We start from the raw sequence: 24,730 nt of genomic DNA, 5'->3' as shown, positions 1-24,730 counted from the left end.
CCCTTCAAAACGCTCGATTTAATGCCTATATGCATAGTTTACAGTGACCAGTAATCAGTGACCAGTGACCAGTAATCAGTGACCAGTGACCAGTGACCAGTGACCAGTGACCGGGTGGTTTCGTAATTTCACTGAGTTAGTAGAGAAGCTTTTTTGTTTTTTCATTACTTCTGCGGATGATACTTTCCCAATGCATATGGTATTTTTTTATGCTAGGAGGGTATGTGTAGAAGGAGGAAGGAGCTAAGCTTAGATGACCGGAGATGAGATTCACAAATTTGTTTTATATTGCAAAAAAATTCAACCTCAGCCTCAAGAAGATATCAAGCGTTTTTTTGAGGGTGTTGTCGGATTTCCATATGATAAAGAACTTTTATTACAGTCATATTTGTTTCTAAATATTCAAAAAATCTTCCCTTTCTGTTCTGAATTATTATTGTTTGAAAAGTCTCCAATTTCAGATTATACTGATTTAGGAAAATGTGATTTTGTTTATCTTACATTAGCAGAAAAAATTTTTATTATTGAAACTAAATTTATTGATACTACCGCAACAGGGGCAACTGAAAGAAAAAGAAGAAATAAGCATAGAAACAAGGTTTTTGAACAGGTTATAACTTTAAAAAGTAGATTTAGCGAGTATTGGCAAATTAATCTAGAACAATTAGAGTGTGGTGTTTTTACGACAGATCCAGAAGTTGCTTGGCGGGGTAACGGTGCGAACGTTGTGACTAAGGCAGTATCTATAGATAAACTTGAGTATTGGCGAATAGGTTATAAGAAAAGCTTATTAATAGAAAATATACGAGTTTCTCATAGGCATTAGGGCTTCCTAAAATTTTTGGTGACAACCCACAGCTTTCAGTTGTAGCAGTTATGCTGAGTTAATAACAGATAACAACTCTGTTTTAAATCTGTTAACTAGTAGTCCACCAGATTTGAGGGATCTAAACGGTGACTACTAGGGTGATGAGCACGTTGAAAACGTACAAAGAAGGTGTTGAAGTGAAAACACTTTTAGTGATTGCCATTGGTTTCTTACCGTCCCTGTTCTCCCTGTGGTTAATGCGTAAATCTCAGGCAAGAACACGCTTGTATTTTAGGCGAGTCGCTATGGCTTCTCCAGGAAGACGGATACAGCAAGAGCGCGTATCTGGACCGAGCGATCGCTACTACTTAGAAGGAGTAGGTTATCTGATTGGCGATATTAGTTGTTGCTACAATGCCCGTTCTGGTTACATCCGTTGTGCTGTCAATCCTGAAGGACCATGTGAAGGTTGTCGTCATTATCAATCCAATGAATCAGTCTCCGGAAAAGATATTAAATGAACTTTGATTGAAGGAAATATTATAAGATTCGCATTTCTCTTTCATGGATAGCTGAAATTCAAAAATATTCTTAAATGTCAAGTACCCGTTAGTAGAATTTTTTTTTTGTTACAAAACTAAATCTAATCTATAATTTCTGCCCATGTATAGACTCATCTTTTGAGGGCTGTACGCTAGCAAAATCAAGCTTTTAACTGTCAAGAAGTATATTTTTTCCGTAGAGTTTTTATGTGTAAAACTAGACTTCGTTATCTATTGTTCAAATAAGTATAAGATAATTCAATCTTTATACCTAGCTCTAACCCTAGATTTTCTACCCCTTCTCGGTCAATACTAAGAGAATGTGAAGACCGTTTAACCTACATACAAAAAATATTTGGTATGTATGCATTCTCCTATTTGGTCGGAAAACTGCTAGTGTGGCTACGTGCCTTCACAGTGGTTGGATTTATTTGTATGGTCTTGAGTTGGTCACTTCCAGCGCAAGCAGCCCGTATGAATTCACAACTCGAACAGCAGGTGTTACAAATTATCCGCGAACATCCTGAAGCGATTGTTGAGTCAGTACAGGCATACCAACAAAAACAGCGAGCTCAAATTCAGCAAGCACAACAAGTCTTTGTGCAGCAAATGAAAACCGATCCTCTATCGGTTATCGGTCAATCTCCCACCACGGGATCTAAAGAGTTAAAAATTTTGTTGGTTGAATTTTCGGATTTTGAATGTCCATATTGTGCTCAAGCACACAAAACCTTGAAGCAGTTTATGGTAAAACACCGGGACGAAGTTACTCTTGTATACAAGCATTTCCCCCTGACAAACATTCATCCTCAAGCTGTACCAGCTGCAACAGCTGCTTGGGCAGCACAGCAACAAGGTAAATTCTGGGACTATCAGGACGCTCTCTTTACTAATCAAAAACAACTGGGCGAACAATTCTACTTAGATACTGCAAAAAACCTCAATCTAGATTTGGAAAAGTTTAGAAGCGATCGCCTTCTCGCCACTGCTGCTATTGAAAAAGATAGTCAGCTTGCCCAAATTTTGGGGCTTTCCGGTACTCCTTTTTTCATCATGAATGGAGAGGTTTTATCTGGTGCTGTACAGCTTGGCGAAATAGAAGATTTATTAACTCGCGTTCGTAAAACATGAGTAAATTTTCTATCATATTTGTGCTATTATATACACTTAAGTAGTGTTTAAAAAATAGGGTATTCGCCCCTAATACTTATTTTAGGTGTGTTTACTGTTTACGGTGTGTTGTTTCAAAGGTTACAAAGGTTGCAGGTTGCAAGTTTTGTTGAAGTGCTCTACTAACCAAGTCGTATTCATTTACTTGAGCAAAACATGGTGCATCCATATCAACCCATTAACTCGTAGAACAGTAGTCGTGAGGTAATTAATGCGTTGCAATAGTTTACGTGTGTTTTTCCCTATTGCCCTGATAGCTAGCTGCGGGTATCCATTTATTACGTTCGATCCATCAGTAGCTAAGCCAAAAAACTCGGCTTCCACAGTTTTTAGAGAAGAGAGTTCTGTTGTAGCGGCACGTTCCGGTTATTTATCAACGTTAGAACATCAAGTGATCGTCGAAATGAACAGAGTGCGGACAAATCCGCAAGCCTATATTCCCATCATGGAAGACTATAAACAGCGCTTTCAAGGGAAAAAAGTCAGACTTGCCGATCGCGTTTTCTTGCTAACTCAAGAAGGAGTATCAGCCGTTGATGAAGCGCTGGATTTTTTGAGATCGGCGCAACCTCTGAGCCCTTTAACGATATCGAAAGGTATGTCTCTAGGAGCAAAAGACCACGTTCAAGATTCAGGACCAAAAGGTCATACAGGTCATAATGGTACTGATGGTAGCAATCCGGCACTCCGGATAAATCGCTATGGTGACTGGAACTCTACCGCCGGAGAAAATATCAGTTACGGTCCCAACACAGCTAGAGACATCGTTATGCAACTTATCATTGACGATGGAGTTCCAAATCGCGGTCATCGAAAAAACATCTTTAATCCTAACTTTAGAGTCGCTGGAGTGGCTTATGGAATGCACTCCAAATACAGAACCATGTGCGTCATTACCTACGCCGGTGGATATCAAGAAAAATAAATAGAAAAATTCGTAATTCATAATTCGTAATTCGTAATTATTAAGTTAGTGATGAGAATTACGAATTATTTTGTTTGTTATGCGTTGGATGCCGTTCTGGATATTAACACCTATTGCTCTATTTACTACATCTTGCGATCTTCTTTTTCAATACGAACCCCAAGAACCTAAAATTCCTCACGAGGATTTAGGGTTGCGTCCCGGTAGTCTCTCACGTCTCGAACAACAAGTAATTGTGGAGATGAATAAAGCGAGAACTAATCCCACCGCTTATGCTACTGTATTAGAAAATTACAGACAGCGTTTTGAAGGCGATCGCGTTAGGCTTTCGAGTCGAGTCTACTTACAAACACAAGAAGGGGTAGCAGCAGTTGATGAAGCCATTGCCTATCTCAAAACAGTTCGTCCTGTGGGATCTCTTCGTGCATCCAAAGGAATGTCATTAGCCGCACGAGATCATGTCAAAGACCAAGGCTCTAAAGGTATAATCGGTCATAAAGGTAGCGACAAGAGCGATCCCTTTACTCGCCTCAATCGTTATGGAAAATGGCAATTAACCGCCGGAGAAAATATTAGCTACGGTTCCCACACAGCGCAAGACATCGTAATGCAGTTAATCATTGATGATGGAGTCCCCGATCGCGGTCATAGAATCAATATGTTTAACCCTGCTTTTAAAGTCACAGGTGTTGCCTTTGGAATTCACTCTTTTTACAGACAAATGTGTGTTATCACTTATGCGGGTGGATTTAAAGAGCGCAAGAGCTGATGGCTAATGGTGAATCCTGAATTACATTCTGCTCTTGTGATTACATTAACCTGAAAATTGCTGTAAATGATGGTGGGCAATGTCCACCCTACAGTACTACCATTAGCGATTAGCGATTAGCCATTAGCAATGTACAAATCTTCACTAGCTGTAAATCTTAACGTACACGTTCGAGGTCAAGGGTTTCCAATCCTTTGCTTGCACGGTCATCCCGGTTCTGGTGCAAGCCTTGCTGTGTTTAGCGATCGCTTATCAAAGCGGTTTCAAACTTTTGCTCCTGACTTACGCGGTTATGGAAAAAGTCGTTACACTCAAAACTTTGATATGCGCGACCATTTGCTCGATCTCGAAAACCTACTAGATCGCTATCAAATAAAAAAGTGTGCGATCCTGGGGTGGTCTTTAGGAGGTATTCTGGCAATGGAATTGGCGTTACGTCTGCCCGAACGAGTCACGGGGCTGATACTGATAGCAACAGCAGCCAGACCGAGAAGCAATCATCCTCCTGTCACTTGGCAAGAAAATCTTTATACAGGTATTGCCGCATTATTAAGTTGTATAAAACCTGACTTGCAGTGGAATATTGATACCTTTGGTAAGCGATCGCTCTTCCAATATCTTATCAGGCAACATACTCCCACCGCCTACGGATACATAGCAAAACACGCAGTACCAGCTTATTTACAAACTTCATCTGCTGCTACTCGCACTTTGTATACTGCTATTGGAAGTGGTTACAATCGGCTAACAGACTTAGAGCAAATCAAATGTCCGAGTTTGGTACTTGCTGGCGATAGAGACTGTCACATTACAGCCAGCTCTAGCTTAGAAACGTTTCAATTTCTCAATGACTCCCAATGGGAGTGTTATTCAGATACAGCACATCTGTTTCCTTGGGAAATCCCCGACCGAGTTTTGAATGATATCGAGCTTTGGCTAGAAAAACATCCACAGGTAATAGCTAATGGGGTAAACTAAATCTAAGTAAAGCTATGCAATACATAGAAATGTCTTTAATTGCTGGTTTCATCCACACTGGTTACTGCTATTAGAGCATTGTCGTTTAATTGGTTTAAACTTCCAGCTATTGGAGAGTGACCGTACCCGCTACCCCTGCGGGTAATACTCACTTTCATATTTCAATGCTTTCACCTTAAATTTAGTTAGTAACCAACCGCGATCTAAAGCGAATGTCACCGAACACCCAATTGAATTCAAGTATTGAACAGTGCGACCAATAAGAATCGCTTCCACTTCATTCGAGCTCATTAATCGAGTGATTTGGTTGTCCTGTTCTTGAATGCACAAATTTAATGCGGCATTCAAATCAGCGTGTATTACGTCCTTCGTATAACGAATAAAGCGATCCCCTTTTCTAGAACCTAATAACGTTCCAGTCAGACGATCGACTTGCGACGTATAAGCTGGATTGACCACTGATATTTTCGATCCAGTCTCCACAGAGATTTTCTCTAATGAAGCTTGTAATTCCCCCTTCATCCAAGAGTGGGAATTGATTACAGCGAAGTGAAAACCAACGTAAATATTGCTTTAACGCCTACAGCTAAAAGGCTTCTACGTGAACGAGCGATGGCGCTCTGTTGTAGAAGCATCAGTGATTTGATCGAAAAGTGGGCAAGAGGACAAATTACCTAGATTTGCTGCATTTTATCTAGATTCGAGTCTTTCTGCTTAACCGCTAATTGCTAACGGCTAATTAAGCCATTAGCCATTAGCTCTTAGCCAATTAAATCTGACCGCTAAAGATAGGCTGGACTTTGCGGTCAATCCGTTCCCCCAAGTCATCGGCTATTGTCAAAGATGCTGGTTTACAACGTTTAACATTGATAGCGATTCCCTGAGCACCTTCTTGTTCCAAATCTTCCACGTAGCCTTTAATTGCGGTTTTTGCCTCAGTAGAACTTAGAAATGGTCCAAAATAGTAAGTGCAACGAGGGTTTTGTGTCACGACCTCGACCCACCAAGCCAAGCCTAATTCTTGGAATACGTTAATCAGCACTTCCTTAAAGTTTTGCAAAATAGTCTTCATGGTTTTCTCTGATTTTTAATTTGTTACAGGGTTTAATGAAATGGGGTACAACGGATGATGTTCTTTTTACATTTCTTTATACTCTGTTTACTCTTCTTTTTTCAAAGAAATTTTTCTGAAATTATCGCATCTTGACTGTTTAGCGCTCGCTACTGTGTATATTTTTTATCAGTATTCATCGCTAAACAGTCAAATTCCCAGTTAACTCTTAGCACTTCCACGACCATTGACTCTTCCCTTGACTAGGGATGCATCTCCTGGCGTGAATTTCAATTTGTCTAAATGCAATGTATTCACCCAGCGCTGGCGGTATATTTCATATAATGCCATACCGGTTGCTACTGAGGCATTAAGGCTTGGAGTTTTACCTTGTAAAGGTATTGACACTAAGAAATCGCAACAGCGCTGTGTCAAAATACTTAAACCTTCGCCCTCAGAGCCAACGACTAACACTGTAGGACCGCTAAAGTTAACTGTGTGTATGGGTTCGCTGGCATTTGCTGCAGTGCCGTAAATCCAAAAACCTGCTGCTTTGAGTTCTTCCAAAGCGCGATGCAAATTCACGACTCTTGCAACAGGAAAATTTTCTAAGGCACCAGCAGCAACTTTCATCACTGTTGAAGTGATTCCAACTGCCCTACGCTGCGGGATCAATAATCCTTGAGATCCTAGTGCTTCTGCTGAACGAATAATCGCTCCTAGATTGTGGGGATCTTCAATTCCATCAGCAGCAATGATGACGGGATCTTTAACAGACTTAGCCCGTTCGATCAAATCGCTCAAATCGAGATATGCATAGGGAGCAATCTGTGCCGCCACTCCTTGGTGATTTGCTGAAGAAGTAATTCGATCTAAGCGCTTTGGTTCTACTTCGTCAATAATAGTCCCATTTTCTTTTGCTCGTAGAATAAGCGAATGAAAACGGTGATCGTAGCGTAAATGAGAGACGATCCAAATGCGGTTGAGATTTCGCTCGCTTTCCAAAGCACTTAAAACTGAATGACGACCGTAGATAAGATCGACATCCTCTTTGTCGCGAACAGGCGTTACCGACTCAGAAACGTTGCGATCGTGTCTCTTAAGTGTATTGGGAATGACTTTAGCAACGGACTTAGCGGTATTGGAAATAACTTTAGTTCCGGGCTTAGTGGAAGGGCGTCTCGATACGATCCGCTTTCCTTTCTCGGTAGAGGAATGCTCGCTATTTATTGCGCTGGAATTTTTAATTGGTCTTGGTTTACTGGTCATGGGAGGAAAAGGTGATATTGCGTACAGATAAGCATATTTATTTACATCAAATGACCGAACAAACTTTATTATTTTTCTGTCATTAGATTAATTTTTCATGATTTTTCCAGTTGAAGTTTTTGTAACAGTTCGGCTAAGCGCTGGAAATCGCTAAGATACAGATAGCCAATTAGGGTTTCTAAACTACTTGCTTGTTGGTATGTTACGGGATCGAGCCGCTTGGGACGTCCTGTAGCTGCATTACGACCTTTGCGGACAATTTCTAACTCAGTACTCCTCAGATAAGGATAGAGAGATTGCAATATCTCAGCCTGCGTTTCTGCCCTGACCTGTGACACCACCAGATGATGATATGCTTCTGGTCGTTGTGGTGGTAACAGATAAAACCTTCTTATATACAGTTCGTAAACTGCATCTCCCAAATAAGCTAAAGCAGTAGGAGAAATTAGTTGCAGCTGTGCCTGTGACATTTCTGGGAATAATTGCGCTATAGGTTCTCCCAACATATGACACCGAGCGGTATCCTTATTGGGAACTGAACTAGTTTCGTCCTGTAGCTCATCCTCCTGCGATGTCACAAGTGCTGTTTTCCTCACAACCTAATATTTGGGAAGCTTTTTTCGATTAGATTTAACTGAATCTGCCCTTTCTATTGCCGTGCAGATCTAACAAAGCATAATAAATGCTAAAAAATCAACTCACTAATTGTAACTTTTTTTCAATTTTTTGTTGCCATTTTGTGCACAAGGTTTGCCTTAAAACTATCCAAGTCTGCATCTTGGAGTCGCACGCTAATACCAACTTTTAAAAAGAGTGCTACATATACTCAGGTGAGGTTAAGTCCATTAGGGCTTTCTCAATCCAAAATTTGAAATGTTACGGGAGCATCCCAATTTGGAAAAAACACGTTTGCGATTGAAATCGCACGGCAGGTGCTACAACGGGGGGAACCCCCGCAATGCACTGCCTCGACTATACAAGCTAAGTCCGCCTACGCGGACTTCTCATTAAGTCCACGCAGGTGGACTTTAGTTTGTATAGCCCCAGAATTCTCTTCTTGCAGGCTTTAGGCAAATTCGGGATACTCCCAAATGGGACAACATACTTTTATTAGCTGAAATATCAAGCACTTAAGCACGACATTAAGCTTCTATAAATCCAGTTTAGCACATTAATAGCGATCGCTGTGCTGCTCAGGTTGTATTTTTACATATTTTTTAGATGAGTTCCTTAAAAACTTAATAATTTTTACAAAAATACTGAAATTGCGCCAATTCACAGGGGCAGTGCTTTGCTCTGGGTTTACAGAGTCATAGCAACTGCCCTTCTCTCCACCAACTAAGGGATAGCGAGAGGCTGTTTGGCGAACTTACTTCACTTTTACATCTTGCAACAGGAGACGATAGTCTTCTAGCCTTGGGTGTGGCGTAGTGCAAAATGTAAACTCACCTTCAATGTGTCCGAGTATCAAGATTGTTTCACATTCTCTAGAGCCGCATCTACTGATGTTTGCAGGGCTAGAAACTTCTCTAGGCGAACAAGCTTGACTGTTTGAGTGACACGGGCATTTGTGACTATTTGCAAGGTGCCTTCAGAACCTTGAGCCTGCTTAGCTAACTGTACCAAAGCACCCAATCCGGAACTGTCAACAAAGTCAATTTGAGACAAATCCAGAATAATGTGCTTTGGTCCTTCTTCTATCTTGCTACCAAGCACCTTGCGAAACGTCGGTTCGGAAAAGGCGTCTAACAACCCTGTGAGGCGGAATAGCTGACAGTTATCTCGAACTTCACGAGTGCCTCTCAGGCTTACGGTTAGATTAAGTGGCTCAGCAATAATTCCCTCCTTATAAGTTATGGTGAACGCTCCAGTATAGATGGTTTTAGTATATGTTGTCTACGACCTTTTGGGAGAATTGGGGATTGGCCCAGTCCCCAGTCCCCAATCCCTAGTCCCTAGCAGAGCGCATTCGCTGTACGAATTGCTCGAATAAATAATCAGCATCGTGAGGACCGGGGCTAGCTTCGGGATGGTACTGTACTGAGAATACAGGCAAAGATTTATGACGGACTCCAGCAACAGTGCGATCGTTAAGGTTAAGATGGCTCACTTCCACAACAGCTTCTGGTAAAGAATTTGGATCGATGGCAAAACTGTGATTTTGGCTGGTAATTTCCACTCGTTGTTGCAAACCCGCTGGCTGATTCAAGCCCCTGTGACCAAATTTCAGCTTAAATGTCTCAGCACCAAGGGCGTGACCGATAACTTGGTGACCCAAGCAGATCCCAAACATGGGTTTTTGCGTCCCAAGAAGTGCCTTTGTGGTTTCAATTCCTTCGCTGACGGCGGCTGGATCTCCAGGACCGTTGGAAAGAAAGATCCCATCTGGGTTGTATTTTAGAATTTCTTCAGGCGGAGTATCGGCTGGAACTACAATAACTCGACAGCCATAGCTGGCTAAGCGTCGCAAAATGTTGCGTTTTACGCCAAAGTCAAGAGCAACAACGGTGAAAGTTTCTCCATTGCTGACAGCAGCCCCTGGGCTATATTCCCAAATAGGATCTGTTGGTTCCGACCACTCATATATCTTTGATGTTGTGACTTCTCGAACAAGATTCAACCCTTTCATATTAGGTGCTGCTTGTACTTGTTCTAACAGTTCTGCCTCATCAAGAATTTTGGTGGAAATACCTCCGTTCATTGCCCCATACATTCGGATTTTGCGAGTTAATGCCCGAGTATCAATTCCGTAAATACCGGGTATTTCATGCTGTTTGAGGTAATCAGGTAATGATTGTGTCGCTCGCCAGTTACTCGGACGGTGACAAATATTGCGGGCGATCGCACCCCGTACTTGGGGTCTATTTGATTCCTCATCCTCTGGATTAACACCAGTGTTTCCCAATTCTGGGTAAGTAAACACAACTATCTGACCGCAGTAACTGGGATCGGTCAGTACTTCTTGATATCCTGTCAAGCCAGTATTAAATACTACTTCGCCAATTGTGGTTTGGGGATCGCCAAATGACCAACCGCGATAGGTTGTTCCATCTGCTAAAACAAGAATAGCGGGTATTGCGTCAGATAGGGGCATAGCCGATTGGAGTAAAGGGATTGGGGAAGGTGGGGGTCCCCTTTGGGGATAAGGAGCAATGGGGATTGGGAGTTGGGTTTGTGGAATTCTTCTAAATCCCCAGTCCCCAGTACCTAATCCCCAATATCTCAATATAGCGAGGAATAATTATGCCATAAATCATTGATTTCGTCACGAGAGCACATTATTAATAAAAATTTAAGAAATTAAAACATCAAATCTTTAAACACAAATTAGCAGTGATAGTAGATTTATAGGAGACAAGACGGGTAAAATTTTATTAATTATGCTTCAGCCCATTTTATCCCGTGCAGCTTTAATTACTGTCTCATCAACACTGATGGTTTTAGCGGTTGCTTGTCAACAAGGTCAACAAGCTGCAACCAAGATAAGTGAAGGTGAACAGTACGTGCCTACTGAAAAAAAAGTTGCCGCGCCAACTGCCACAACGGTAGAAAAGCCAACAATCCCGCAACCAAAACCAGTCAGGCAACAACCGTCCGAAATTGAATTGAGTTATTTTGAACAAGGATTGGACAAAGCAGTTGGTGCTCTGAGCATCAGCCAGTCTGCTCAATCTTCAGAAGATTGGAAGCTAGTCGCAACGGAGTTGCGAGAAGCGATCGTGTTGATGAAAAAAGTGCCAGTTGATAGCCCTTATTTCAATAGCGCCCAAGCAAGAGTACTGGATTACCAACGCCAGTTGAAATATGCTCTACAGAGAGTAACACGTCCTGTGACTCCACCAGTGCTGATACCCGTACCGCCAGCTCCCGATGTGGCTCTAGCTCCGACTATCCCCGCTGCACCACAAAATCTCAATAAAAAACCCCCTGTCTTGGTATCAAAAAAACCGTCCCTACCCCTATCAAAGCCAAATGTAGTAGTGTCGGTTAGACAAAAGCAAGCATATTCAATTCCAATTGCTGTTCCAAAACCTAAAGAACCACCAGTATATACTGCTCCCATCAAAAGAAGATTGGGTGGTACGCCGATTATTGAAGTGACTTTCAACGGGATTCAAAGGTTTGAGATGATTCTCGATACCGGAGCCAGTGGGACAGTCATTACTCAAAAAATGGCAATTGCTTTGGGAGTCGTTCCAGTGACAAAGGCAAAAGCCAACACAGCCAGTTCCAAAGCAGTGGAATTTCCTGTAGGTTATGTAGACTCAGTGGAAGTTGCTGGGGTAAAGACACGCCAACTTCCAGTTGCGATCGCAGGTGGAGAATTGGATACGGGATTACTAGGACACGACTTTTTTGGTAATTACGATATTACCATCAAGCGCAATACTGTAGAATTTCGTCCGCAATTGCATCCTCATAATAAATCTAATGAAGAACCAGAGGTAATAGTTCCACCCTTACCTCGAGAACCTCAAGCGAGAGAACCACAACCCATAGAAGTCCCTCTACCAAATTGAATCAGTGACTAGTGACCAGTGACCAGTGACCAGTGACCAGTTAGGCAGAAGATGATTTGATTAACCTATCTAGTTCTTGCTGCATTTGGCTGCAAACGAGTTCGTAACATATATTAACATAATCGCGATCGCGAGATGCATCTGCACCATAACGTTCAAAAATAATTGGCGGACAAACGCGAGTGCGAATAGTGACCGGGATCGGGATATGAGGTAAAGGACCAAAAGCAACACCCCAAGGTAAGCCCAAATAAATAGGAAAAATTTCAGGATCGATTCCTAACAACCAGGGCATTCCCCATTGGTGGAATTGTTGTACAATGTCGTAACAATTAGCAAGTACCAGAAATGTATTGTGAGCGCCAGTAGAAACAAGAGGTACTATAGGAACGTTTTGCTGTAATGCTAATTTAATAAACCCCTTGCGCCCAGCTAAGTTAATTTTGTGACGCAAATAATAAGGTCGAAAAACATCTTGAACTCCGCCGGGGTATACTAGTACGCTAGCCCCTGAATGCAAAGCCGTAACTGCCATTTTTGGGTGAGCTACAACCGCCCCAATTTTTGCCGTCATGAGCGATAATAGGGGAGAAACTTGCCATACTTTAGGATGTAATAAACCATAGACAGGTTTTTCTACGCCAAATCGTTGGAACCAGTCATACATAGCCATATACATATCAGGTGCTGCAAATCCCCCATTGTGAGAACCTACAAACAAGACCTTTTGTTGAGTGGGTATGTGATGCCAACCACTTGTTTCTACTCGAAAATAATATTCATATAACCATTTCCATATGGGCATAAAAAGTTGAATAAATTTTGGATCTCGTTGTTCCAAAGACCATCCAAGCTTTGTTATTGATTTGTTTTCCTTAAGTACATCTAATATGTCTTTGCTAGCGTTGCGAACTTCTTCAAGCATGGAAAGTGACTGTAACAACAATATTCTTTATAAATATTGCATTTTTTGGCTCGTAATACAAATTGCTATCTAAGTTTTATTTGATAGTACATTAAATTCCTAATATCTTCTGTAGGTAATCCTAACTCTTTAGCGATCGCAGCTTCAATTAGACTAGCTTCTGTAACTGGAAACTCAAACCTCAACTCTTTTAGTGCTTTGGAAACAGTCTTGACTTCAACTTTAGAAACACCGCTCTTTTTGTAGATTTCTACTTTAATAAAAAGTATCGACTTTTGACGTTGTTCTACCGATTGCGTTTCAACCTTTAAACGGCTGTCTCCTTTATAAGGCTGACTCAAGATTTCATCCATAACATATCCTCCTCCTACCCAGAAAGTCAATCCTAACAGCACTAAGGGTAACCAAAACTCTAATCCTAGTTTTAGTCCTAGTTTTAAACCTTTGCAAGGAGTCATGAGCGTTGTTCCTAAAAATCAGCACGATGAGATTTTGGCAATAATTCTCTGTAGAATTCAGTATAGCAAATGTAATATTTTTTCAGAAAGAGGCGAATGATTTTGATGGTTTAAGCTTAAAATAGTAAAATGGAAGATGTTGTCTACTAAAAAACAAATATGCACTCAATTCAGCCTTCAGCTTACAGCCAAAAGGATGAAATACTCGGATTGGAAGAAGATGTGCAGTTGTCAGGAGTTCAGTATCTCAGAAATTTTTTGGGTCAGAAAACTTCTGTGCTAATAGATTTGAAAGAACACGGTGAACTTTGGGCTGATGTAGAAGAAGATATTGATATACCTGTAACTGTTCAGTTCTTAGTTGACGAACAGGGATGTAAATGTAAGGTATTGCTTGACTTTGAGCAACATGGTGAAATTTGGGAGGATATTTACTATAGCTTGATTGCCAATCAACGAGCGAACGAACCTACTTTGCCCTTTTCAGAAGTCAAAAAGTCGTTGATTGAGAAGGGAAAATTGAGTGCTTGAGTATCAAGTGATTTTCTCTTGCTCTGCTCAAAAGGAGTTAGATGACTTACCAACAGAAATGATTGGTAGAATTTCTTCTAAAATTGAGGCTTTGGTAGTTGAACCACGCCCAGATGGTTGTAAAAAATTGAGGGGACAACTGAATACTTGGCGAATTAGGGTTGGAGATTATCGAGTAATCTATAAAGTTGATGATACCGAGCGCATAATTGAAATTGTTATGGTTTGTCATCGAAGTCAAGCATATAAGTAAGATCAATAAAGTTCTGCCCAAGCGCAGATACTCAAATTCTCTCAAAACCTCTAATGTACAATTGTAGAATTTAGTGAAATAAGCTAGTGGATGACATATTAGAGCGATCGCACCAACTACAACAAGATATAACTGATTTTGTATTTGATGCTGAGGATGAACTCGCAAAAGCTTTGGAAACCTACGCTGCTGAAAAGTCGAGTCGCAGTAGCGGTGACAGTTACCAAAAAGATTTAGCAATAGACTCATTCATTACAGAAGGAAGAGTGGGAGATTCCTCACCATTGGATCTGTATATACAAAGCCAACCTGAATTGTCACAAAGCGATCGCAAACTCATCACAAGTTGGTATCATACATTTATTGGGTTATTTGCTGTTACCAAAATTTTAGACGATGGTTTTGAACTCATGAATTGGTTAACAGCAAAGCACTACATAGTCAAGCCCAACAATACAAAAATTCAAAAAGAACTGTTTCGTGTCAAAGATGGAGAAATTATACTTACCCGTATTTCTCCCGTGACTGACACTTACTGGACATTCTCCGGTCCACAAACACTTATGGGTAAACTAGGCAAACCGAAACTAGCAGTAGCTATTGGTAAATTTAAAGATAATCACAGAAACCAGCTTTACGGAGATGCTCCAGACTTATTAGAAGAAGCTTGGTTATCAGTAGAACAATATCACCAACAATTTGTAGATTTTTTTGAGAGTGATGAAGTTACATTACCAGGATATCAACTCAACAAAAAAATAGCTGAGTTCCAAGAAGTCATGACACAAAAACGCTTGGAAGCAGCAGGGATCGATCCTTCAAAATCACTGGACGAAATTGTACAAGAATCTGGTATCGAACAAGAAGAGATCCAAGCAGTTGCTGAGGAATTAGGTGCTGATTCTAAAACAGTCTCTCAAATGTTTAGCAGTACAAATAAATCCAGTAAAATGGTAATGCCAAAAGTTGACTTACCTGCTGAACTCAAGAAAGCAGAACAAGTGACTGCTCTTTCACATCCCCGATGGGGACAGATGTTTCTCCCAACTTATGCCAAGGTAAAACAAATTTTAGAAACAGAAGACTGGCAAAGTATAGAAGGTGCTGAAAAACTTATACGTTTTTATCTTGAAGATAAAAGTATTAATGCCTTTATTTGGCATCGCTTAACGGAACAGTATCCCGCACAGTTAGAAAAAATTGTGCAAACAGTTTTACAACGTCCGGAGTTTAATCTACAAAAAAACTTAGATACGTTACTGCAAGAATTCAGCAAACCTATAGAACCAGAGTTACCAGATATTGCTAGCGTACCAATACATTTACACAACTTATTTCAAGAAGCTGTCGTGGAAGTTAGCAAATCTAAGCCCAAAGGGAAGGGTCAAAAGCAATCAACTAAAGGTTTTCAACGCTTGTAATGGAATTGATAATATTTTGATGCACTAAGTAGGTTGTCCTAAAATAAAGAAACCCGGTATCTTCAACAATACCTTTGCCAAAATGCCCTCACTCTAGAAGAGTGGGGCTATACAAACAAAGCCCGCCTGCACGGGCTATAAGGGTTTTAGCCCATACATCTGAGCTTCCTTTGTATAGCCATAGACTTCCAGTCTATGGGGCAATACGGTTCAGTTAAGTCTCGGTCGTCCTTCAGGGGATGTCAACAGAAGTATTAGATTTATGCACGCTCCTCCCTAGCCCCCCTTAAAAAGGCTACGGTGTACACACAAGTCTGAAATAGTTTGCAAATGGAGGTTTGAGCTTATATTTTACCCCACCCTAACCCTCCCCTTTCCAAGGGGAGGGAACTTGATTTTCAGGAAAGGAAACTTGATTTTCAATTTCCCCCCTTTATAAGGGGGGATTAAGGGGGGTAAATCTAGCTTGTGTGTACACCGTAGCCTTAAAAGGGGGGAAAATACTTTCATTTTTTTGGTGATACAAATACCCTGTAGGGGCGCAAGGCATTGCGCCCCTACGAATGTATACGTACTATGCATTTCATAAATTGATATTACCCGTGTGATTTGTTGAAAACTTAAGAAAAGTAAGAAAAGTAGGAAAAGTTTTACTGGAAAAAATATTAAATCGAAGTGCTTGAATTGATATTTAAAGATGATATTTTAAAAACACAGATGATTTGCTTTGGTGAGAGTCATAGAACCAAGTTAGGCTCTCCCACTGAAATGTGCAATTTTTACAACTCACTATTGTTTTGAAGCACTTATATTATGACTATTCAAAAAAATCCAGTAAGTTTTGGCAAAAGTCAAAATGGTTTCATTCGCTCACAAGCTACCTTACCCAAGTTAACGACTGATGCTATTGTCGTGGAGCGGGAGAGTACTTCGCCACTATCACCAGAGATACAATCTAAACTTAGTCTGGCTTCTTACCAAAAACGCTACCTCTTTTTTATACAGTGGTTTTGTAACCTCTCTGTTGGTCGCAAGCAGCTGATTGCTTTGATTGCTGCTCAACTTGTCTCCATTATAGGACTCAGTGTGGGGACGAGGTGGATTATCACTTCGGGGTTGCGAACGCAATTGCTCGAGCGAGCCAAATCAGAGGTCACTGTTACGGAGACTAATATTAACCTCAAGGTCAACCAAACGGGGCTTGGTTTCCGGAGTCAATCAGATAATCCTGTCATCATTAACGCTGCTAAAGTTTATGCGAAAAGCTACACTTTGTCCCCTGCTTTAAAAGAACAAGTTAAGCAGATTCTGCAAAAGGAAATCAAAGCCCGAAAAATTGAATATGTTACCTTGGTTGGGAGGGATTTTAGGATTATTTTTAATGCTAATGGCAAACGAGAAGGGGAAATTTTTAATCCTAACAACTTGGTTCGTCAGGTTTTTACTAATGCTAAGCAAATTAAAGCCAATGCAGTTGTCAGCTCTACCGAATTGGCTAAAGAGTCTCCTTTACTACCTGGTATTGGTCGAGATACGCTAATGCGTTACACCCTCACACCGATTCGCGCTCCAGGTAAAACTAAAATACTTGCAGTCTTGGTGTCTAGGGAAATTGTTAATGGGAAGTTGCCAATTATGGCAGGAATCTTGAAAGATTTCAACGGCGGTTACAGTGGCATTTATTTACGCAGACCCACAGGAGAATTTTCCCTGGCTACCTCTTTAGACCAAGGCGGAGCTACAGAGCTAAAGCAAGCTAAAGCTTACATAGCTTTGAGCGATACATCTTTACTTGCAGCAGCAGCAGCAGCACCCGGAGAAATTGTGACCGGACGGATGGTTGTGGGAACCCAAACCTATACTATGACCGCTAAGGCAATTCCCAATCTCATTATTCAGGATCGTAGCGGTCCTGTTCCTGTGTTCAGTGGTCAGCCCGTTACTATTTTAGTACGAGGAACTCCAGAAACCACTCTCAACAACTTGCTTAGCCAGAGTTTGTGGCAAGAAGGGGTGGTATTGCTCCTAGCGTTAATTATGACTGGTATCTGGGCGCTCATACTTAGGCAAACCATTACTAAACCCATCGAGCAGCTAGAACGAACCAATCAAGAATTTGCCGAAGGCGATCGCCAAGCGCGAGCCAAGGTTTTCTCTCTCGATGAGGTGGGTCAGTTGGCTGTTACTTTTAATAAAATGGCTGACAATATCGTGGTTTCTGAAACAACATTGGCAGAACAAGCCCGTCGCCAAGAAACTGAGGCTAACCAAGCACGTTTACTAAATACGATCGCTTCTCGCATCCGTGAATCTCTCAAGAAAAATGACATCTTTAATACAACCGTGATAGAAGTTCGAGCGGCTTTGCAAGCAGAGCGAGTGGTAGTTTATCTCTTTAATGAGAATTGGCAAGGGAGCATCTTTGCTGAATCAGTTAGTAGCGATCGGTTTGTAGATTTAGAGGCAAACATTAGTTCTGTTCGAGATTATGTTAAGAAGTATCAGAAAGGTCGTATCAATGCAATTGAGAATATTTCCGAACCCAATCGGACAGAAAGTAACTCCGACCAACTAGAAGCATTTGAAGACAAAGGTAATTTGATAGCACCGATTCTCTCAGAAAACAAGCTTTTGGGGTTGTTGGTAGCTTATCAAAGTTTTGGATTGCGTGCTTGGGAGAAGTCAAAAATCAATTTGTTCAAGCAGGTAGCAATTCAAGTTGGCTTTGCTCTAGATCAAGCAAACCTCTTGGAACAGAGAGAACAAGCGCAACAGGCAGCTGAAATTATTTCTCAAGAGCAGCGTCAACAAAAAGAAGCCATCCAGCGTCAAGTGGTAGAATTGCTCAACGATGTTGCAGAGGTATCCAAAGGTAACCTAACGATTCGTGCTGAAGTGACATCTGGTGAAATCGGCACTGTGGCTGAGTTTTTTAATACCATCATTGAAAGCCTGCGGGAAATTGTGATGAGTGTGAAAAAAGCTGCTATTGAGGTTAATCTTTCAGTTGGAGAAAATAAAGGTGCCATTCGTCAACTTGCTGATGAAGCACTCAAACAAGCTGGAGATATTCATTACACTTTGGATTCCGTAGAGCAGATGACGCTTTCCATTCAAGCAGTGGCAGATAGTGCTCGTCAAGCAGCAATTGTAACCCGTACTGCTTCTACCACCGCTGAGGCTGGAGGAATGGCAATGGATTACACGGTAGAAAGTATATTGAATTTGCAGGAAACGGTTGTAGCGACAGCAAGAAACATGAAGCGTTTGGGTGAGTCTTCTCAACAAATTTCCAAAGTTGTTTCACTTATAAACCAAATCACTCTGCAAACTAACGTGTTGGGAATGAACGCTAGTATTGAGGCAGCTCGTGCAGGTGAGGAAGGTAAGGGCTTTGCAGTGGTAGCAGAAGAAGTCGTTCAACTAGCAACAGAGTCAGCTGCAGCTACTAGAGAAATTGAACAAATTGTTGAAAACATCCAACGAGAAATTACTTCAATGGTTAGGGCTATGGAATTAGGAACAACTCAGGTGGTCGAAGGTGCTCATCTCGTTAAAGATACTAAGAAGAGTCTGGGGCAAATTCTAGATGTGTCTCACCAAATCGACCATTTAGTGGAATCGATTTCCCTCGCTACAGTTACTCAGGCTCAGACTTCTCAAGCCGTTACCCATTTAATGAAGGAGATTGCTAAAGTCTCCGAACGCACTTGCGATTCCTCTCGCAAAGTTTCTGCATCTCTACAACAAACTGTAGAAGTAGCGCAGCAGTTACAAGCATCTGTGGGTGTGTTCAAAGTTGGGGCGACAGAGTAACTTCTGTCGCAGGCAATATCACGCAAAGGTTCCGCTTTTTTGTACGTGTAATAGCCTGAAAAGCTTATTTTTTCGTAGGGTGAGCACCGCCCACCACCCCTTTATTGAGAAGGTGCAAGGTGTCAGGTAGGGGCGCAATAGACCTCTCCGGAAAAGATGTAGGGGCGCAATGCCTTGCGCCCCTACCAAGACTTTCAGGTCATGCATAATTAATTTCTGGAGATGTCTAATGCCTTACGCCGCTCGATAAAGTCTACTCAGATCTACTCACGCATGAGCAAAGCTCTTCAACCGGAAAGATAGCGGTCAACCTTTCCTACCTTGAAGGATTCACACCTTCACAGATTGATGGAGAGACGAGCTCTCTTGCTTGTGCCGAAGCTTTGGAAACCCAGGATTTCCGGTGTTCGCGCCCGCCGTCACCAACAGACCCTGTCAGAGTAGGTGTACCGAACCAAGCATGACGAGAACCTTGCTTCAAGTAATGCTTATGGAAACGCTGCCAATGTGCAAAGACGTGCTGACGAGCTTCGGGGCGAACCGAAGTCTGAAAGGCGTATCTCGCTGGCATTCTCTCATAGTAAATTCCCATTCCACGACGGGCTAAAACAAGCCCAGCCGCGCTATCACTACCCATACCATAACGTTTCATATATTTGACAACGCCGATTTGGCTAGAATACTTGGGACTCACCTCGATCACTTTGATGCCTAGTTTTAAGCATCGAGCTTTTAACAATTCAAAAAACTTGGCATAGGCAAAGCCGGATAACATCCGATTGTACTTGCGTCCGCTATGAAGTTGTTTCTTCTTTTCGGAAAAGTCTAATTTCTCAATGACAATTGTTTTTTTAGTAGCTAGCGCTCTGGATGTCAGTTCTGTCACTGCGTAGGCTAATCTTGCTTCTGTCTGTTCTGTGGAACATGAGTGTAAATCTAAATTGACTTTTCCCCAAGCTACAGGATTGCCGTGACGGTTAGTTGCACACCAGCCAAGAGAACCGGGATTAAGTGACAGTTACTAGCCCTAACGACTAGACGGTTTAAGCACTTGCAGCTTGGTCGGAAGTGACTTTACCACGTGCATTCAGTGACATCATAACTCTTGAAACACCTGTGGATAGAACGCTTGCTCCAACTAGCGTTCCCAAAACCCAAGGTGCATCAAAAGGCCATTGGAACCAAATCATAGCGCCAAGTACTAAGGTAACAATAGCGTTACCCAATGCCCAAGTCCAATTCTCTTGGGGACGTAGGCGGAATGCCAAAAGTAACTCGAATACACCTTCTGTTAGTAAAAAGCTACCAAGCAACAAGGTAAGTGTGAGGATTCCTGTGAAGGGGTAAACAAACAGCATGATACCAGTTGCTATATAAAGCCCGCCTAATAACAGCTTCCAAATGAAGCCTCCTTGCTCGCGGGTTTGTATTGCATAGGACAGTTTCGCTGCTCCTGAAGAAATCAGGATCAAAGCTACCCAAGTCTCTGCAAAAATTGTCGAAACAGCAGGCATGGCGACCGCGCTAATACCCAAAACAATCAACAAAACACCAATCCATAAAGATGCATTGGGCTTTTTCGCAATATCACGAGAAACATCAGTTGTCATATTCTTTTTTCCCTATGCTTAAATAAAAACCATACATTTAGGCTAGGGAATGTATCGGGAGTAGCGCTATAACCTAAGGGTATAAACTTGTTACAGCCTATTTATAGATATTGGTAATGTCATGCCTTATACTCAGTTTAAAACACTTAAACAAGTTAAAACCGATTTTAGCTTAACTATAGTTGAAAAGACAAATTTCATTCCTCAGTTAGAACCAACATCTGCCTCATCTGTATTAACTGCTTTTCTAGAAAGAACGCTTCCTTCAGTCATCGCGTCAAGTAGTGAAAAAGTTAGAAGCGAGGGTGGCACGAATGTCATCATACACTAAGCGGACTTCATCGCTAGCTTGTTCGTATTCAATAAGCTTGGTCATGTTCTCTTTCTGATATTTTGTTGGCTTTAATAGGAATCATAAATGATTTGTAAAAAACTCTAAGTACTGTAGGGTGGGCAATGCCCACCATTTGCTATCGGTGGGCATTGCCCACCCTACTACGTATACTTCAAAAATCAAATACTACTCCTAAAGTATTATCATTCTTTAAGCGTGTTTTATGTTGACTAACTTAGAATCCCTAACAGAAGAAAACCTAAAGCTGGGTTTGATGGAACTTGCCGATCGCGATCGCGATTTCGCTCGCATCTTAGACATTTTTGGTCATCCACCAATATGGAGTAGAGAAGCAGGTTTTCCAACGCTCCTGAATATTATTTTAGAGCAGCAAGTATCTTTAGCTTCTGCAAGAGCTGTATTCAACCGTTTATGTGGAACTATTGTACCTCTAACACCCGAAAATTTTCTCACATTGAACGATGTGCAATTGAAGGAAATCGGGTTGAGTCGGCAAAAAACAGTTTACAGTCGTGCGCTTGCAAGTGCAATTACTACCGGTCAACTCGAGCTAACTCAGTTAGAAACATTAGATGAAGCTATTATCAGAACCGAACTCAAGCGTATTAAGGGGATCGGAGACTGGACTGTTGATATTTACTTGCTAATGGCACTAAAACGCCCTGATGTCTTTCCTAAAGGGGATTTAGCACTGGCTATAGCTTTACAAAAAATTAAAGGTTGGACGGTACGCCCAACTCCAGATGAACTTGAAGCGATCGCTGAAACATGGAGACCCTGGCGTGCTGTTGCGGCTAGAATTTTGTGGCATTACTATCTCGAACACCGCAAGAATATTATACATAGCAATCCTATTTGATTTATAAAAAATAAGTAGGGTGGGCATTGCCCACCAAAAGACTTGGTGGTGGGCAATGCCCACCCTACAGTACCTAATATTATTGTATTCATAAAAGTTAACTTTTCAAGACTGTAAGTTCTCGTTTATACGAGTTGGGTTTGACCACCATCCGCATTCCTGCTGGTGCTGCCATCGTCATACCACGACGCACCGGACGTTGGGATCGCTTATTTGTTGGAGATAGCTGAAAGCGCATGAGAACAGTTGCCAAGACAAGTTTCATTTCATACAGGGCAAAAGCCAAACCAATACAGCGACGATTTCCACCACCAAAAGGCAAATACTCGTATGGGGAAAATTGCTTCTCTAAAAAGCGTTCTGGTTTAAATTGTTTTGGTTGCGGGTAAACTTCTTCCCGATGATGGGCTAAGTATATGCTAGGAACGATGACTGCTCCCTCTGGCAAGTCATAACCCATAATATTAATAGGCGATCGCACAACACGAGGGGTAGCACTCATGACAATTGGGTGAATGCGGAGAGTTTCTTGGCACACTGCACTCAAGTAGGGCAATTTAGTAACTGTAGTTGGATCTGGATTTTCACCAAGAGTTGCTAGTTCTGTCAGTAATTTTTGACGGACTTCTGGGAGGCGATCGATCCAATAAAATGCCCATGTTAAAGCCGAAGCGGTTGTTTCATGTCCGGCGACGAGCAGCGTTATCAACTCATCACGTAACTCAGCATCGGACATGGCTTCACCGTTTTCATCGCGAGCAGACATCATTAAACTAAGAACATCTTGCCGATTTTGGTTAAGTTCTGTTCTTCGTTCTTGAATCAGAGCATAAATTAATTTGTCAATTTTTTGTATTTGGCGCAAAACCCAACCCCAAGGACTCCACGCGCCGAAATCCTTCATAAAGAAGTCAAAAAATGTAGCAGCAGACATAAACGGAGAACTTATAAAGTCTAGCAGGGAACTCAGAAGTTGTCGAAGTTCTTCTAAACGCTGTCCCTCCTCCAAGCCAAACACCACCTGTAGAATGACTCGCAAGGAGATTTCTTGCATCGACTCCCGAATTACCAAAGGCTTGTCAATCTCCCAAGATTCCATAACTTGGCGGGTAATTGTGCGGATAGTCTCTCCGTAAGCTCTCATGCGATCGCCATGTAGGGGAGGTGTTAAAAGTTGGCGTTGGCGCTGGTGTCTTTCTCCATCTAGCAAAAGCAAGGAGTTGGTTCCAAACAAAAAACTTAAACCCCTATTTGTTCTACCCGCATCCAAACAGCTACCATCTGCTGTAAAAATCTGTTGCAGTGCTTGAGGTTGAGTGAAATATATGATAGGAGTTCCTTTGTTACCCCAAACTGTGATGCTGTCACCATAGTTTTTCGTTAGTCCTTCTACATATTCCAGTGGTTGAAAGATAAATTGCATCAACCTCACAAACAGAGGCATTTTCGGTCCATCTGGCAAATTGTATATTCCTTGCATAGGTACATCATGGAATCGATCGCTTCTTAATTCTACCTTTTGGATGAAAAAAGGGGTGGAAGCAGCAGTGCTGAGTAAAAATAATCGCCAGCCTAACAATAACAGGTTAGGATTTAAGAATGGTGGATAAACCTCTGCTGGAGTTAGAATCGCGCCATGTTGCTGAAAATTTAACTGGTTATAGGGGGAAATAACGATGCAGGAAGGTATTTCTGATTTACAACAAGAAGCAAAAAAGTATTCACCTTTAGAAGGTACACCTGCTATTGAAGTTACTGCAACTACAGTTAATGCAAACTCCGAGCAACCCCTAGTGCCTCTAGAATCTCCTGTAGATAAAAAATATTTACAGTTAGAAGCGACAGTCAAAGAATTAAGAGAAGCTTTAGATAAAGCAAAGCAAAATGAAGTCACTTTTCAAGAGAAAATCATCGAATTGCAATCAGCTTTATTAAAACAGAAAGAATTATCGGAACGTTTAAAATCGGAAGTCGAAGAAGCTAAAAACGCAGCTATTCATCTAGCACAAGCGAATTCTAAACTAACTGAAGAAGTCAATGTTTTAAAAGAGGCAAAAGAAGCTGTTTTAGCATCAGCAAAACCAGCAGCACGAGGAACTGTTCAACCATCAGCAAAGCCAGCAGCAAGAACTATTCCAACCTCGCCTCAACCCTCACCAAAATCAGACCGAGGAGCTATTCAACCATTACCAAAATCAGACCGAGGAACTATCCAACCATCGCCAAAATCAGACCGAGGAGCCATTCAACCATCGCCACAACAGGATAAAGGGATTTTCCAACCAGCAGTTAGATACAAAAAATCATATACAATCCCAAAATTACCCGATCTACCAAAAGATGAGTCTGTTGAAAATACTAATTCTCAGATGTGGTTGCTAGATTAGTACTTCGACTCAGTTATTGGGTTTTCACTAGGTTGGAGGAAGTACTCTTCCTCTTTCCCCAATTCAACATAAACGTACAATTC

At 41.6% G+C, this 24,730-nt stretch carries 24 protein-coding genes; 13 read left to right on the top strand and 11 right to left on the bottom strand.

Annotated features, from left to right (window positions below):
- Nucleotides 1-253 precede the first annotated feature (253 nt).
- The 6 genes from ACKTT2_RS37735 (at nt 254) to ACKTT2_RS37710 (ending at nt 5,192) form a co-directional block, all read left to right on the top strand.
- Nucleotides 254-826, top strand: a complete 573-nt coding sequence (locus ACKTT2_RS37735) for a hypothetical protein (protein WP_407896099.1) — start codon at nt 254-256, stop codon at nt 824-826.
- 143 nt (nt 827-969) lie between these two features.
- The gene (locus ACKTT2_RS37730) at nt 970-1,329 is read left to right on the top strand and encodes a DUF6464 family protein (protein WP_407896105.1); all 360 of its coding nucleotides are present in this window, start codon (nt 970-972) and stop codon (nt 1,327-1,329) included.
- A gap of 381 nt (nt 1,330-1,710) precedes the next feature.
- The gene (locus ACKTT2_RS37725) at nt 1,711-2,481 is read left to right on the top strand and encodes a DsbA family protein (protein WP_407896098.1); all 771 of its coding nucleotides are present in this window, start codon (nt 1,711-1,713) and stop codon (nt 2,479-2,481) included.
- A gap of 250 nt (nt 2,482-2,731) precedes the next feature.
- Complete coding sequence (locus ACKTT2_RS37720) at nt 2,732-3,445, top strand: CAP domain-containing protein (protein WP_407896097.1); 714 nt, start codon at nt 2,732-2,734, stop codon at nt 3,443-3,445.
- Between the two features lie 79 nt (nt 3,446-3,524).
- Nucleotides 3,525-4,214 (top strand): CAP domain-containing protein, encoded by a 690-nt coding sequence (locus tag ACKTT2_RS37715; protein ID WP_407896096.1) that lies wholly within the window; start codon nt 3,525-3,527, stop codon nt 4,212-4,214.
- A gap of 129 nt (nt 4,215-4,343) precedes the next feature.
- Nucleotides 4,344-5,192, top strand: coding sequence for an alpha/beta fold hydrolase (locus tag ACKTT2_RS37710; RefSeq protein WP_407896095.1), 849 nt, complete (start codon nt 4,344-4,346; stop codon nt 5,190-5,192).
- A gap of 129 nt (nt 5,193-5,321) precedes the next feature.
- Here ACKTT2_RS37710 and ACKTT2_RS37705 read toward each other — a convergent pair whose 3' ends face one another.
- The 6 genes from ACKTT2_RS37705 to carA form a co-directional block, all read right to left on the bottom strand.
- On the bottom strand, nt 5,322-5,714 hold the full coding sequence (locus ACKTT2_RS37705; RefSeq protein WP_407896094.1) for a zinc ribbon domain-containing protein: 393 nt from the start codon (nt 5,712-5,714) through the stop codon (nt 5,322-5,324).
- Between the two features lie 247 nt (nt 5,715-5,961).
- The gene (locus ACKTT2_RS37700; RefSeq protein ID WP_407896093.1) at nt 5,962-6,264 is read right to left on the bottom strand and encodes a DUF1816 domain-containing protein; all 303 of its coding nucleotides are present in this window, start codon (nt 6,262-6,264) and stop codon (nt 5,962-5,964) included.
- 201 nt (nt 6,265-6,465) lie between these two features.
- Nucleotides 6,466-7,512 (bottom strand): 23S rRNA (guanosine(2251)-2'-O)-methyltransferase RlmB, encoded by a 1,047-nt coding sequence (gene rlmB, locus ACKTT2_RS37695; protein WP_407896092.1) that lies wholly within the window; start codon nt 7,510-7,512, stop codon nt 6,466-6,468.
- A gap of 95 nt (nt 7,513-7,607) precedes the next feature.
- Entirely contained in the window at nt 7,608-8,090 is a 483-nt protein-coding gene (locus tag ACKTT2_RS37690) for a Mini-ribonuclease 3 (protein WP_407896091.1), read from the bottom strand.
- A gap of 889 nt (nt 8,091-8,979) precedes the next feature.
- Entirely contained in the window at nt 8,980-9,369 is a 390-nt protein-coding gene (locus ACKTT2_RS37685; RefSeq protein WP_407896104.1) for an STAS domain-containing protein, read from the bottom strand.
- Between the two features lie 91 nt (nt 9,370-9,460).
- On the bottom strand, nt 9,461-10,606 hold the full coding sequence (carA, locus tag ACKTT2_RS37680; protein ID WP_407896090.1) for a glutamine-hydrolyzing carbamoyl-phosphate synthase small subunit: 1,146 nt from the start codon (nt 10,604-10,606) through the stop codon (nt 9,461-9,463).
- Between the two features lie 286 nt (nt 10,607-10,892).
- On the opposite strand from carA, the gene ACKTT2_RS37675 reads away from it, so the two are divergent.
- Entirely contained in the window at nt 10,893-12,032 is a 1,140-nt protein-coding gene (locus ACKTT2_RS37675; protein ID WP_407896089.1) for a retropepsin-like aspartic protease family protein, read from the top strand.
- A gap of 40 nt (nt 12,033-12,072) precedes the next feature.
- Here ACKTT2_RS37675 and ACKTT2_RS37670 read toward each other — a convergent pair whose 3' ends face one another.
- Together ACKTT2_RS37670 and ACKTT2_RS37665 are read right to left on the bottom strand one after the other, a co-directional pair.
- Complete coding sequence (locus ACKTT2_RS37670) at nt 12,073-12,957, bottom strand: lysophospholipid acyltransferase family protein (RefSeq protein WP_407896088.1); 885 nt, start codon at nt 12,955-12,957, stop codon at nt 12,073-12,075.
- A 65-nt stretch (nt 12,958-13,022) separates the two neighbouring features.
- Complete coding sequence (locus ACKTT2_RS37665; protein ID WP_407896087.1) at nt 13,023-13,415, bottom strand: hypothetical protein; 393 nt, start codon at nt 13,413-13,415, stop codon at nt 13,023-13,025.
- Between the two features lie 159 nt (nt 13,416-13,574).
- Here ACKTT2_RS37665 and ACKTT2_RS37660 point away from each other — a divergent pair, with 159 nt between their 5' ends.
- The 4 genes from ACKTT2_RS37660 to ACKTT2_RS37645 all read left to right on the top strand — a co-directional run bounded on the left by ACKTT2_RS37660 (nt 13,575) and on the right by ACKTT2_RS37645 (nt 19,436).
- Nucleotides 13,575-13,946 (top strand): hypothetical protein, encoded by a 372-nt coding sequence (locus tag ACKTT2_RS37660; protein WP_407896086.1) that lies wholly within the window; start codon nt 13,575-13,577, stop codon nt 13,944-13,946.
- Complete coding sequence (locus ACKTT2_RS37655; RefSeq protein ID WP_407896085.1) at nt 13,939-14,199, top strand: type II toxin-antitoxin system RelE family toxin; 261 nt, start codon at nt 13,939-13,941, stop codon at nt 14,197-14,199. Before ACKTT2_RS37660 ends, ACKTT2_RS37655 begins: the two co-directional genes overlap by 8 nt.
- 86 nt (nt 14,200-14,285) lie before the next feature.
- Nucleotides 14,286-15,620, top strand: coding sequence for a hypothetical protein (locus ACKTT2_RS37650; RefSeq protein ID WP_407896084.1), 1,335 nt, complete (start codon nt 14,286-14,288; stop codon nt 15,618-15,620).
- Between the two features lie 813 nt (nt 15,621-16,433).
- Nucleotides 16,434-19,436, top strand: a complete 3,003-nt coding sequence (locus tag ACKTT2_RS37645) for a methyl-accepting chemotaxis protein (RefSeq protein ID WP_407896083.1) — start codon at nt 16,434-16,436, stop codon at nt 19,434-19,436.
- 316 nt (nt 19,437-19,752) lie between these two features.
- Here ACKTT2_RS37645 and ACKTT2_RS37640 read toward each other — a convergent pair whose 3' ends face one another.
- Nucleotides 19,753-20,322: an IS200/IS605 family accessory protein TnpB-related protein gene (locus tag ACKTT2_RS37640; RefSeq protein ID WP_407896082.1), complete on the bottom strand. Its 570-nt coding sequence runs from the start codon at nt 20,320-20,322 to the stop codon at nt 19,753-19,755.
- 157 nt (nt 20,323-20,479) lie between these two features.
- On the bottom strand, nt 20,480-21,046 hold the full coding sequence (locus tag ACKTT2_RS37635) for an HdeD family acid-resistance protein (RefSeq protein ID WP_407896081.1): 567 nt from the start codon (nt 21,044-21,046) through the stop codon (nt 20,480-20,482).
- A gap of 557 nt (nt 21,047-21,603) precedes the next feature.
- Between ACKTT2_RS37635 and ACKTT2_RS37630 the strand changes: the two genes are divergently transcribed.
- Nucleotides 21,604-22,260 carry a DNA-3-methyladenine glycosylase family protein gene (locus ACKTT2_RS37630; RefSeq protein ID WP_407896080.1) on the top strand — a complete coding sequence of 219 codons (657 nt, stop codon included), beginning with the start codon at nt 21,604-21,606 and terminating at the stop codon, nt 22,258-22,260.
- A gap of 97 nt (nt 22,261-22,357) precedes the next feature.
- Here ACKTT2_RS37630 and ACKTT2_RS37625 read toward each other — a convergent pair whose 3' ends face one another.
- A complete protein-coding gene (locus ACKTT2_RS37625; protein WP_407896079.1) occupies nt 22,358-23,740 on the bottom strand; it encodes a cytochrome P450 in 1,383 nt (460 codons plus the stop codon).
- A gap of 196 nt (nt 23,741-23,936) precedes the next feature.
- Here ACKTT2_RS37625 and ACKTT2_RS37620 point away from each other — a divergent pair, with 196 nt between their 5' ends.
- The gene (locus ACKTT2_RS37620; RefSeq protein ID WP_407896078.1) at nt 23,937-24,647 is read left to right on the top strand and encodes a coiled-coil domain-containing protein; all 711 of its coding nucleotides are present in this window, start codon (nt 23,937-23,939) and stop codon (nt 24,645-24,647) included.
- The last annotated feature ends 83 nt before the right edge of the window (nt 24,648-24,730 follow it).

The sequence above is a fragment of the Scytonema hankhaensis NUACC26 genome, from assembly GCF_045865695.1.
GTDB lineage: Bacteria > Cyanobacteriota > Cyanobacteriia > Cyanobacteriales > Nostocaceae > Scytonema.
Note: the sequence above shows the minus strand (reverse complement) of the source record. Positions and strands in the feature narration are given on the sequence as shown.